This window comes from Rhizobium rhizogenes NBRC 13257, from assembly GCF_000696095.1.
In the GTDB taxonomy this organism is placed as follows: Bacteria; Pseudomonadota; Alphaproteobacteria; order Rhizobiales; family Rhizobiaceae; genus Rhizobium; species Rhizobium rhizogenes.
This window is the reverse complement of sequence record NZ_BAYX01000022.1, coordinates 77,691-89,567: the sequence shown is the minus strand read 5'-3', so window position 1 is coordinate 89,567 and position 11,877 is coordinate 77,691. Positions and strand designations below refer to the sequence as shown.

Sequence of the window (11,877 nt, the reverse complement as noted above, 5' to 3'; positions counted from 1 at the left end):
AATCCATTATTTATAATGGATTAGATACTGATTTTACCCCGCATCATTATTGATGATTATCCCATCATAAAATCGCTATCGTAAGCCTTGAATGATGGAAAATCAATCCGGATAATCACGCCGTCCAACTGAGGAGGAGGAACCCATGAAACTGAAAAAATTGATGATGCTTTCGAGCTTATTGGTTGCAACCGCATTGAGCAGCGCAAGCAGTGCTCAGGAGAGCGGGAAGCAATATCGCTTCGTCATGGTGTCTCATATCGGGTCCAACGATCCGAACATGAATTGGCTGACGACGTCGCTGAAGGAGTTCGAGAAGAGGTATCCGAACGTCAAGACCGAGTATATTTCAACCAACAACTATTCGGTTCAAGAGCACGTTCGTCTTCTCGAGCAGGCCATCGCCACCCACCCCGATGGCATTGCCGTGCCGATCGTCAGCTCCGACGCCTTCGAAGGCCCTCTGCGCAAGGCGATCGAGGAAGGCATCCCGGTTGTCGCCTTCAACATTCCTGACAGCCGGCCCGTCGGCGAGCGCATTCCCTATCTGACCTATGTCGGCGGTGACGAATACCTGACCGGCAAGAAGCTTGGTGAATATGCGATCGAACAGGCGAAGGAAGGCAAAGTTCCGATGCCGAAGCATGTCGTATGCGCCAGTCACGATTCCGCTCACCAGGGTCTAAAGGCGCGCTGCAAAGGCATGCAGGACGCCATGGCGACGGTTGGTGCCAAGTTCGACGAGTTGTTCATCGGCGCAGAGCCGGCGACGGCGCGCAACACGCTGCAATCCTTCCTGCAGGCCAATCCGGACACCAACTACATCTTTACGGTTGCCGGCTGGTCTGCGCCCTGGGCCTGGGGTGTCGCCAATGACATGAAGCTCGATCCCGACGTCGACGACAAGGGCATGACAATCCTCACGGTCGACGAAGGTCCAGTCTCAATCGAAGGCGTGCGCGCGGGACATATTCTCGCGACCAATAGCCAGGGCTTTTGGCTGCAGGGCTACGCGCCGATGGAATGGCTCCTTTGGAACAAGGAGTTCGGATATGCGCCTCAGAGCGACATCCTGACCGGCCCGATTATCATCGACAAGGACAACGCCGATCAGTGGGCTAAGCAGGTTCGCGGCGTGTTCGGTGACAAGGCCTACAACGAGCAGAACACCTGGTAGGAGTTCCTCCCGAAGCCGGGCAGCCGAGCCTCTTGAAGGCTCGGCTGCCTTCCTTCGATTGCGCCTCAAGCGCAGTTCTAATCAGCGAGTCCAAGTCTCATGAAGCATCTTCTGCGAAACCAGGGCCTCGGCGCAATCGTCGGTGTCGTCGTCATGTTTGCCGTCTTCACGGTGATCGATTTCTCGGGTTGGTGGACCGTTCAGACAGTGTCGAACGTCACCCAATTCACAGCGATCCTTGCCTTCGTGGCCATGGGTCAGGCTCTGATCATCATTACCAGGGAGATCGACCTTTCGGTCGGTTCGGTCTATGGCCTCACCGGGGTCGCCTTTATCACCATGGAGCCGGCGCTCGGCGTGCCCGGCTCCCTTGTCCTGGCGCTGGTCATTGCGGCGGCGGCAGGCCTCGTCCAGGGTATCGCGGTCGTCAAGGGACAGTTGCCATCGATGATCGTCACGCTCGGCGGTCTCTTTACGGCGCGCGGCATCATCTATGTATGGACCGGCGGCTCGGTCCATAATTTCTCGCCTGATGCGCGCAGCCATCCGCTGACGCTGCTTTTGGGCGGCAGCCTCTTTGGCGTCGAAGCTGCGATCTACTGGCTGATCCTGGTCGCTGCGGTTCTTGCCCTTGTGTTATGGCTGACGCCGTTCGGTAACCGCCTTCTGGCGACGGGCGGCAGCCGGGAGAGCGCAGAATCGCGCGGCGTCCAGACCGATCGCATCAAGATCGCAACGTTCATCCTCTGCTCCCTGCTGGCGGGCTTCGCCGGCATCTTGACGCTGTGCAACCAGCCGCAAACCCACGTAACGCTCGGCGAAAACATGGAGCTCGAGGCGATCGCCGCCGCCGTCATCGGCGGCTGCCTCTTGACCGGCGGACGCGGCTCGATCCTTGGCACCATACTCGGAGCGCTCATCGTCGTCAGCCTGCGCTACGAACTGATCGCGCTCGGTGCGCCATCATCCTGGTACATCACCTTCGTCGGCGCCGTGCTCATCATCGCAATCATCTTCAACCAGAAACTGGCCCGCTTCCTCGGGCACAGTGTTTGATGCGGGAGGACGCTCAAATGACAAACAATCACCCGCTTATTCAGGTCAAGAACCTCGACCTTTATTTCGGCGCCTTCCATGCCCTGAAAAATGTCTCGGTCGACTTTCATGCCGGCGAACTGGTCGGTCTGGTCGGCGACAACGGCGCCGGCAAGACGACGCTGATCCGCGTTCTCTGCGGGATCCATGCTCCGACATCCGGAGAGGTCTTCTTCGACGGCAAGAAAGTCGAAAAATTTCACCCGAAGCTTGCCATCGACCAGGGAATCGAAACGATCCAGCAATCCGTCGGGCTTTGCGACAACCTGTCGATTGCACGCAATTTCTACCTTGGACGGGAGCCCGTCAAACGCATCCTCGGCATCCCCTTTCTCGACTTCGGCAAGATGCGCGAAAAATCCGCCCGAGTCATTCGGCAGTTCGGCCTGCGCGAGAATGTCTCCGCCGATGACGAGGTAGAGCGGCTCTCCGGCGGCGAGCGTCAGTCGGTCAAGATTGGTCGCGCCGTCGAGTTCAAGAACCGCGTCATCATCATGGACGAGCCGACTAACCATCTGTCGGTGCGAGAGCGCGAGCATGTCAACGAGATTGCCGTGCAGCTCAAGGAGCAGGGCCTGCTCGTCATCTATATCACCCACGACATCTTCCAGGTCCACAAGCTCGCCGACCGCATCGTCATCATGGAAAATGGCGAAAAGGTCGCCGACGCATCCACGGATGCCATGACCGCCGAAGCGCTTGAGGACGTCATCCGCCAAGGCGGCCGCGTCGTTGAAAAGAAGGAGGTGGTCTGATGGCACTGTCGGCCGCCAAACCGCTCATTCGGCGTCATTCGGAGCTTGGCATTTTTCTGATCGGCCTCGTTCTGGTCGTCATTTTCTCCGCCACCTCGGACGGCAACTGGGCCAATCTCTACAATATCGGGACGATCCTGCAGGTGACGGCAACCCTGGGGCTGATGAGCCTTGGCGTCGCGCTGGTGATCGGAACCGGGGAGATCGATATCTCGGTTGGATCGACGTTCGGGATGGGCGCGCTCGCCTATCTCTGGCTTGCGGCGCGAGTCGATCCATCGGTCGCCGTCATGGCCGCGATACTGGTTGGGTCGGCGATTGGCCTGATCAACGGGCTGCTCGTCACGCGGACCGGTACGCCATCCCTCATTATCACGCTCGGTACGCTGATGATCTTCCGCGGCATCGCCATCGCGCTAACGGAAGGATTCTCGTTCTCCATTCCCTATGCGGCGCGCAAGGGCTGGACCTACGTCGTGCTCGGCGGGGGTGACTTCCTCAACTTCAACACAGCCTTCTACTGGCTAATCGTGGTGCTCGTCGTTCTCTGGGTGATGTTGAAGGCGATGCCGTTCGGCAACCGGCTTCTCGCCGTCGGCGGCTCGGCCGAGAGCGCCCATTCCCGTGGTGTCCGGGTGGATCGTATCAAACTGTCGGCCTTCGTCTTGTGTGGTATGCTCGCCGCTTTCGGCGGGGCGCTGGAAGCCGGCAAGCTCGGCTTTGCGGATGGCTCGATGGGGCGGCTCATGGAACTCCAGGCGATCGCCTCCTGCGTGCTGGGTGGTTGTTTGCTTGCCGGCGGGCGCATTTCCCTGATTGGCGCGCTGATGGGCGCATTCGTGCTGTCTTCCATCCAATCCTATCTCGTCGTCATGGGTGTGCAGCCGCAGTGGTTCATCCTGATATTGGGGATGATCGTCGTGCTCGCTGCCTACGGCGACCGCTCCCTTCGCCAATGGGCTCTCAAGAAATAAGGATATCGGAATGTCAGTCAGAATAGCGATTATCGGTGCCGGCATCATGGGGGCGGACCATGCACGGATCGTCGCCGAAGATCTGCCGGGAGCAACCTTGCAGGTGGTCTGCGATGCCGCGCCGGAGCGCGCGCGAAAGATAGCGGAAGAATTCGGTGCCGCGGATGTCTCCATCGATCCGGTCGGGACAATAGGGCGAGGAGATGTCGATGCCATCCTGATCGCGAGCCCCGACGAAACGCATGCGCCGCTGTCGCTCGCCGCGATCGAGGCCGGAAAGCCGGCCCTGTGCGAGAAGCCACTGTCACAGAGCGCGAAGGAGTGCTTGGTCGTGATCGAGGCGGAGGTGTCGCGTGGTCGCCAGTTCGTTCAACTCGGCTTCATGCGCCGCTTTGATCCGTCCTATCGTGATATGAAAGCGGGGCTTGACGATGGCGCGCTCGGCCATGCGATCATGATGCACAACTTCCACCGCAACGTCGAAGCGCCGGCGAATTTTACCGGGCAGATGGCGATCACCAACTCCGCACCCCACGAGTTGGATGTCGCGCGCTTTGTGCTGGGCGCCGACTACACGGCAATTTCGGTCTTTCAGCCGGCCGGCATTAATGCATCGAGGACGGGAGCGCCGGTGTTCATGGTCCTCGAAACCGACAAGGGCCAGCTCGTGAACATCGAAATCAACAACAATGCGGCCTATGGCTATGACGTGCGCGGCGAACTGGTCGGCGAGAAGGGATCGATCTTCCTCAATGCCCCGGTCTATATCCGCCAGAACGGTCAACTGATGGCGTACGAGCGTTATGCAACCGATTGGCGTCCTCGTTTCGCGGAAGCCTATCGGCTGCAGAACAAGGCGTTCCTGAACTTCGTTCGAACCGGCGTATTTCCGGTTATCGCTTCCGATGCCTGGGACGGCTATTGCGCCTCTCTTGCCGCGGAAGCTGGCGTCGAGGCGCTCCGGAAGGGTGGGCGCGTCACAATCGCAAAGATGGACAAGCCGTCTCTCTATCACTGACAAAAGAGGATCCACTCATGAAACTCGGCTTCGTCTCCGACAGCCTCGGCGGCATGTCCTTTGAAGCGCTTCTCGACAACGCGGCCCGACTTGGTGTCTCGGGTGTCGAGGTCAACACAGGCGGCTGGTCGACCGCGCCGCATTTCGATCTGCAGTCGATGAAGGCGAGCGCCGATTCGCGCCGCGACTTCGCCAAAGCGTTCGAAAATCGCGGTCTGGAGATTATCGCCCTCAACGCCAACGGCAACCCCTTGCATCCCACCCAGCCGGAGCAGGGCGAATGCCTGAAGGACACGATCCGTATCGCTGGCGACATGGGAATCAAGACGGTGTGCGCTATGTCCGGCCTGCCCGCCGGCCGTGAAGGCGATCTGATGCCAAATTGGGTCGTCTCCTCATGGCCGCCGGAAACGCAGGCCATCCTCCGCTATCAGTGGGAGGAAAAGCTTCTGCCGTTCTGGACGGAGATCGCCGCCCTCGCGAGAGAAAACGGTGTCGGACGCATCGCACTGGAATTGCATGGCAACCAGTATGTCTACAATGTGCCATCGCTTCTGAAACTGCGCGCCGCCGTCGGTCCGGTCATTGGCGCAAACCTCGATCCATCGCATCTGTTCTGGATGGGCGCCGATCCGCTTGTCGCGGCCTTGGCTCTGGGTGAGGCCGTACATCACGTGCATGCTAAGGACACGATGCTGAACGGTCCTGTTCAGGCGACGACGTCGCTTCTCGAGAACGGCTCGTTGATGGACATCCCGGCCCGTAGCTGGTCTTACATCACGCTCGGCTTCGGTCATGGCGAGGAATGGTGGCGCCAATTCTGCTATCACCTGAAGATGGCGGGCTACGACGGTTGGCTGTCGGTCGAGCACGAGGATGTGCTGCTTAACAGCCTCGAAGGGCTGGAGAAGTCTATCGCACTCCTCAAGGGCGTAATGCCTGTGGCTGCGAGCGACTTCGTACCTCAGGCGATATGATCGATCCTCCCGCTGAATGGCCACTGCAGTGTGAACCTCACGCCTTTGGTGGCAATCACATCGCAGGCGCACTGAACCTGTACGCTTCTATTGCCAGATCATCATAAGCACGGGCAAAAGCAGGGCGGTCAGGGCGATTCCGAGGGCGGTGAACGCCGCGTTCAGTTCGCTGTGAGCGGTGACCTGCGCAGCGGTGACATCTGCGGCGAGACGGTGGGCGCGCCAATCATCGATGCACAGGTGCTTGAGCAACGGCGTCGATGATACCGCCCAGGATGGCGCGAGCGTCGGAATTGCGCCGATCTCCTACGGGACGGCCATAGTGATCGGCGTCGTCACCGCCTTCGGCGCCATGGAAAGTGCAACCGAGCGCTCGTCGCCAAGGGTCCAGACAATAGCGACGCCACTGACGAGGTTGATAGTCTGACCCAATGTCGCGGATCGGTTCGCAAGGCGACGCGCCGGCGCTTTGATTTTGCGCGTTTTAATTCCCAAGCACGGCGACTGACCCATGAATGCCGATCATGACCTCATGTCGATTTTCCCCCTTAGTCCGCGGGGCAGCTGCCTGCTATAGGATCAACATGGTCGATCGCAAGGTAAGCGGCTTCTTCTCGAGGAAACGGAATGTCTGGTGAAACTTTGGCGGGCGGCAGCGTCGATGTCGCCATTATCGGCGCGGGAGCTGCCGGCGTTGGCGCGGCGCGGCGGCTGCAAGCGCTACGACCCGATTTGTCGCTTGTGCTGCTCGAAGCTTCCGATCGCATCGGCGGCCGGGCGCGGACGGTGCATCCGGCCGACCTCGGCGGTCTTGCGCTCGATCTTGGTTGTGGCTGGCTGCATGGCGCCAGGACAAATGCCTGGACGGGGATCGCCGAAGAGATCGGCCTGACGGTCGATCGCACGCCGGCGCCCTGGAGCGAGGGCGGGCTGCAATTGCAGAGGGACGACAGCGATGCCAAGGCGGCGCGTATTGCGGCCAACACGTTCCTCGAACGGATCTATACCTATGAGGGTGAAGAGGACGCTCCGCTTTCGGCGTTGCTTGCGGCGGGCAATCCCTGGAATGGCTATATCCACGCGCTAGGCACGTTCCTTACCGGCGCGGAGTTAGACCGATCCTCTGCTATCGATCAGAGCCGCTACGATCCCGGCCCGGGTCCGGATTGGCGGGTGCAGCAGGGTTACGGAACGCTGGTTGCGACCTACGCAGCTCCACTCCCGGTTCATACCGAAGCGGAAGTCCGCCGTATCGACCACAGTGCCGCCGATTACGTTGTTCTATCGACCGCGAGGGGCGATCTAAGGGCGAAGGCCGTCGTCATCGCCGTCTCCACGAATATTCTCGCGGCCGAAAAAATTGCGTTCTGGCCACCGCTTCCGGGCAAGATCGAGGCGGCATCACAGCTGCCGCTGGGGCTGGCGAACAAGCTTTTCCTGCAGGTGCGGACGCCGGAGGCCTTTCCGGCCGATGCCCATATTCTCGGCTCCTATCATAGCGGACGAACCGGATCCTATCAGTTGAAGCCTTTTGGCGCCCCCGTCATCGAGACCTATTTTGCCGGCGATCTTGCCCATGATCTGGAGCGGGAGGGGATCGGCGCGGCATTCGATTTCTCGGTGGAACAGCTGAAGCGTTTCTTCGGTTCGAGTGTTGAGGACATGCTGTCGCCGGCGGTCATGTCCGCCTGGGCAAGCGAGCCTTTTGTCGGCGGATCCTACTCCTATGCGGTGCCCGGCGCTTCCGATCAGCGGCAGGTCCTTGCCGCGCCTCATGATCAGCGCCTGTTCTTTGCCGGTGAAGCCTGCTCAGTGACGCGCTATTCCACGGCCCATGGCGCCTACGAAACCGGCTTCGCCGCCGCGGAGGCCATTGCGAAGACGCTCGTTTGAACGCATCAGCAAAAATGCAGCCTCACAATAGTGCGCTTTCGTTCGACGGGAACGCTTTTCGGGTGGGCGATTGCAGGTCGCCATGGCCATATTGGTAGTGTTGGTGATGTAGTCGAATCACCGCGATCGGGCCGAAGACGCGGGGAGTGCCGTCAGGCTCATTCGTTCCGGCCCCGGCAGGAGGAAATCGATATGGCCAAGACAGTGCATGATGCGCGACAAGAGCATGTTTTCAAGCTGATGACGTCGCCGGTTGGCGAGCTGAAGCTTGTCGCCAGCCACAAGGGCCTGGCGGCGATCCTCTGGGACAATGACCGGCCGGGCCGCGTACCCCTGACTATCGTCGCGGAGGATGAAGACCATCCGGTTCTGGTGGAAACGGAGCGGCAGTTGCGGCAATATTTCGGCGGCGAGCGGCGGATCTTCGATCTTCTGCTCGATTTTTCGGGCACGGCGTTTCAAAAGAAAGTCTGGCAGGCGCTGCTCACCATCCCCTTCGGCGAGACGCGCTCCTACACGCAGATTGCCGGGCAGATCGGCGCTCCCAAGGCAATCCGGGCGGTCGGCGCCGCCAATGGCCGAAACCCGATCTCTATCATCGCGCCATGCCATCGTGTCATTGGTGCCGCCGGGGATTTGCGTGGGTTTGCCGGCGGTCTCGAGCGGAAAACTTATCTTCTCGGCTTCGAAGGCTCCGAAACCAAGGCATTCGATTTCGCGGCTTGATCCAACGAGGCGACAATAACAAAACGGCCCGCTCCTTGGAGGAGCGGGCCGTTTGCGTTTCACCCTATGCGCGGCAACCGGGCCGACTATAGGCTGGTATCAGCCTTCAAGCCACTTCACCTGTTCCGGCGTCAGCTTGATGTCGAGCGCCGAGAGGCTGTCTTCCAGTTCAGCGATCGTGCGCGGGCCGATCAGCGGGATGACCGGGAAGGGTTGGGCGACGACATAGGCGAGCGCGATATGGATCGGGTTGCGGCCGAGCTTCTGCGCCAGTTCGATCGCGCGGTCGCGACGACCGAAATTGCGGTCGGAATACCAGACGCGCACCAGCTCCTCGTCGCTTTGCTTGTCGCGGCCCGCACGGTCGGTGAAGAAGCCACGGCCCTGGCTCGACCAGGCAAAGTTCGGGATCTGCTTGGCGTTCAGCCAGCTCTTCCAGTCGTCGTCGGAGGCAGCGACGCAACCGGCCCAGATCGGATCGAGCATTTCCGCCAGCGAGAAGTTGTTGGAAAGTGCTGCCGGAGCCGTCTTGCCGTTCTTCTCGGCATAGGCGATCGCCTCGTCGAAGCGGGCGCGGGTCCAGTTGGAGCCGCCGAAGATACCGCGAATGCGGCCGGCCCTGACCTCTGCGTCCATGGCATCGACGAATTCGCCGACCGGAACGGCGGTGTTGTCGCGATGCATGAAGTAGATATCGACATAGTCGGTCTTCAGACGGTTGAGTGACAGATCGAGCTGCTTGCCGATCATATCAGGGTAGCAGAGCGGCGAATGCGCGCCCTTGCCAATCAGCACGATCTCCTCGCGCGGCACCTTCCGGCTGGTGTGCCAATCGCCGAAAATGCTTTCGGTCTTGCCGCCGCCATAGACATAGGCGGTGTCGAAGGCATTGCCGCCGGCCTCGTAGAAGGCGTCGAGCGTCAGCGATGCCGCGGCGAAATTCGGGAAGAACTCGAAGCCGAGGGTGACGATCGAGGCCGGCTTGGCGATGCCGGGGATACTGCGCTTTGGAACGCTGTTGCCCTTGGTGACGGGTGCCCCGACGATGTTCGTCGTCCGCCGCGTCGCCTTTTCAACCTCATATTCGAGGCCGATGGTGGCGCGCCATTGGTCGAGAACGCGCAGGTTGCCGATCGAATCGGCCCAGCCGATACCCGGATAGGCGAATTCCTTGGCTCCGGCGCGGATGGCGTCGCCGGCGGCGTCGACTTCGAAGGAATAAAGCCAACGGTCTTCTTTGACTTCGATGACTTGCGTCTCGCCGCCCTTGATGAGTTCGATCTTGCCGACGCCGCCCTTATGGCCGGAAGCGAACCAGAAATCCTTGACTTCGATACGTCCTTCGGAGCCGATGATGCGCAGCGTATTGTCCTGGTTCGCCATGATCGAGCAGGAAACTTCGGCGATGATGTTGTTCGGGAATTTCAGCACGGCTGACGCCCATTCGTCGACGCCCGTCTGGCCGAGATGGGCAACGCCCGAGACCTTGTCAGGATCGAGGAACGGCTTGCCGTCGGCTGCACCGGCGATCAGCCGTGCCATCGACACAGGATAGCCGCCGACATCGAGAATGCCGCCGCCGGCGGTTTCATTGGCAAACAGCCGGTGTTCCGGCCTGACGCTGCCCATGTTGAAGCCGAAGGACGAGCGGATGATGCGGATATCGCCGATCACGCCGCTTTTCACCAGTTCGATCAGCTTCGCCGTCTGCGGATGCACACGGTACATGAAGGCTTCACCGGCGAAAACGCCGGCCTTCGTGGCTTCGTAATAGATCGCCTCGGCATCATAGGCGGAGAGTGCAATCGGCTTTTCGACGAGGACATGCTTGCCGGCGCGGATTGCCTTGATCGCCCATTCGGCATGGCCGGTATGCGGCGTGGCGATATAGATGGCGTCGACGTCTTTGTCGGCGAGTAGTGCTTCGTAACCATTGACGATGCGTGCGCCGGGGAAGTTGTCGCCAAGGCCGGGCTTGTCGGGGTTGCGGCTGGCGATGGCTACGAGCTTGCCGCCGCGCGAATGGGCAACGCCGTCGGCAAATGTCTTGGCAATCGTGCCGGGGCCGATGATGCCCCAGCGGATGGGTGCGTCTGTACTCATGAAACTATCCTTTCCTCAATCTTCATGCTGTCTTGGGAGCGGTTGGAATGGGCGCCTATCGCAATCGGTTGCCGGCGCTGTCGAACAGGAATGTCTTGGCTGCGGAGAGGGCGACGGTCAGCGTGTCCCGATTGCTGGCATTGCGGGATTCTTCACGCTCGATCACGATCTGCTCGCCGTCCGCGACATTGGCGTAGATGTAGCTGGTATTGCCGAGATGCTCGGCAACATCGATGTCGACGGTCATGTCGACATCGCCGCGTCCGGCCTCGAGGAAATGTTCGGGGCGAACGCCAAGCGTCACCTGCTCGCCGATTTCGACCCGAGCGGTCGTGGTCGGCAGCGACAAGCGGACGTTGCGCTGATTGCGCAGGACCACCGCGATGCGGCCTGGTTGATTGTCGACGACCTCGGCCAGCAGAAAGTTCATCTTCGGTGAGCCGACGAAGCCGGCGACGAACTGGTTGACGGGATCGTCGTAAAGATCGAGCGGCGCGCCGATCTGTTCGATATTGCCGCCGCGAAGCACGACGATCTTGTCGGCGAGCGTCATCGCCTCCGTCTGGTCGTGCGTCACGTAGATCATCGTGGTGCCGAGCTTCTTGTGGAGACGCGAGATTTCGACGCGCATCTGCACGCGCAGTTCGGCGTCGAGGTTGGAGAGCGGTTCGTCGAACAGGAAGATCTGCGGCTCACGCACGATGGCGCGGCCGATGGCGACGCGCTGACGCTGGCCGCCGGAAAGCTGCTTCGGCCGACGCTGCATCAGCTCGGTGATCTGCAGGATCTCGGAAGCCTGCTTGACGCGACGGTCAGTGTCGGCTTTCGGATTGCCGTTCATGCGCAGGCCGAAATTGAGGTTCTGCTCGACGGTCAGGTGCGGATAGAGCGCATAGGACTGGAAGACCATGGCGATGCCGCGATCGGCCGGTTCGACATCGTTGACGACGCGGCCGCCGATGCTGAGCTCGCCGCTGGTAATATCCTCCAGCCCGGCGATCATGCGCAGCAGCGTGGACTTGCCGCATCCGGACGGGCCGACGAAGACGACGAACTCGCCGTCTTTCACTTCCAGGTTGGCGCCGTGGATGATTTCCAGCGAACCGTAGCGTTTGACGATATTGGTAAGAGACAGTTCTGCCATACGGGATCTCCCGGA

The 11,877-nt window shown here is 60.5% G+C and carries 11 protein-coding genes; 8 read left to right on the top strand and 3 right to left on the bottom strand.

Annotated elements, in window-relative coordinates; translation table 11 throughout:
- Positions 1-145 precede the first annotated feature (145 nt).
- From RRH01S_RS29670 to RRH01S_RS29645, 6 genes are all read left to right on the top strand, one after another.
- Positions 146-1,177: a sugar ABC transporter substrate-binding protein gene (locus RRH01S_RS29670; RefSeq protein WP_007701401.1), complete on the top strand. Its 1,032-nt coding sequence runs from the start codon at positions 146-148 to the stop codon at positions 1,175-1,177.
- Positions 1,178-1,276: 99 nt separating this feature from the next.
- On the top strand, positions 1,277-2,233 hold the full coding sequence (locus RRH01S_RS29665) for an ABC transporter permease (RefSeq protein ID WP_012650681.1): 957 nt from the start codon (positions 1,277-1,279) through the stop codon (positions 2,231-2,233).
- A 17-nt stretch (positions 2,234-2,250) separates the two neighbouring features.
- The gene (locus RRH01S_RS29660; protein ID WP_007695014.1) at positions 2,251-3,027 is read left to right on the top strand and encodes an ATP-binding cassette domain-containing protein; all 777 of its coding nucleotides are present in this window, start codon (positions 2,251-2,253) and stop codon (positions 3,025-3,027) included.
- Positions 3,027-4,001 carry an ABC transporter permease gene (locus RRH01S_RS29655; RefSeq protein WP_007695013.1) on the top strand — a complete coding sequence of 325 codons (975 nt, stop codon included), beginning with the start codon at positions 3,027-3,029 and terminating at the stop codon, positions 3,999-4,001. The genes RRH01S_RS29660 and RRH01S_RS29655 overlap by 1 nt, the downstream gene beginning before the upstream one ends.
- Before the next feature lie 10 nt (positions 4,002-4,011).
- The gene (locus RRH01S_RS29650; RefSeq protein ID WP_007695012.1) at positions 4,012-5,019 is read left to right on the top strand and encodes a Gfo/Idh/MocA family oxidoreductase; all 1,008 of its coding nucleotides are present in this window, start codon (positions 4,012-4,014) and stop codon (positions 5,017-5,019) included.
- 17 nt (positions 5,020-5,036) lie between these two features.
- Positions 5,037-5,996, top strand: coding sequence for a sugar phosphate isomerase/epimerase family protein (locus tag RRH01S_RS29645; protein ID WP_042476518.1), 960 nt, complete (start codon positions 5,037-5,039; stop codon positions 5,994-5,996).
- A gap of 306 nt (positions 5,997-6,302) precedes the next feature.
- Here the strand turns inward: RRH01S_RS29645 and RRH01S_RS35285 are convergent, their stop codons facing one another.
- Positions 6,303-6,509 carry an LrgB family protein gene (locus RRH01S_RS35285; RefSeq protein WP_012650682.1) on the bottom strand — a complete coding sequence of 69 codons (207 nt, stop codon included), beginning with the start codon at positions 6,507-6,509 and terminating at the stop codon, positions 6,303-6,305.
- Between the two features lie 114 nt (positions 6,510-6,623).
- Here RRH01S_RS35285 and RRH01S_RS29635 point away from each other — a divergent pair, with 114 nt between their 5' ends.
- Positions 6,624-7,889 carry a flavin monoamine oxidase family protein gene (locus RRH01S_RS29635; RefSeq protein WP_042476515.1) on the top strand — a complete coding sequence of 422 codons (1,266 nt, stop codon included), beginning with the start codon at positions 6,624-6,626 and terminating at the stop codon, positions 7,887-7,889.
- Positions 7,890-8,081: 192 nt separating this feature from the next.
- Positions 8,082-8,615 (top strand): methylated-DNA--[protein]-cysteine S-methyltransferase, encoded by a 534-nt coding sequence (locus RRH01S_RS29630; RefSeq protein ID WP_042476512.1) that lies wholly within the window; start codon positions 8,082-8,084, stop codon positions 8,613-8,615.
- Between the two features lie 99 nt (positions 8,616-8,714).
- On the opposite strand, the gene RRH01S_RS29625 is transcribed toward RRH01S_RS29630, so the two are convergent.
- Together RRH01S_RS29625 and RRH01S_RS29620 are read right to left on the bottom strand one after the other, a co-directional pair.
- Positions 8,715-10,718: an aldo/keto reductase gene (locus tag RRH01S_RS29625; RefSeq protein WP_007690372.1), complete on the bottom strand. Its 2,004-nt coding sequence runs from the start codon at positions 10,716-10,718 to the stop codon at positions 8,715-8,717.
- A 55-nt stretch (positions 10,719-10,773) separates the two neighbouring features.
- Positions 10,774-11,862: an ABC transporter ATP-binding protein gene (locus tag RRH01S_RS29620; protein ID WP_007690370.1), complete on the bottom strand. Its 1,089-nt coding sequence runs from the start codon at positions 11,860-11,862 to the stop codon at positions 10,774-10,776.
- Between the last annotated feature and the right edge of the window lie 15 nt (positions 11,863-11,877).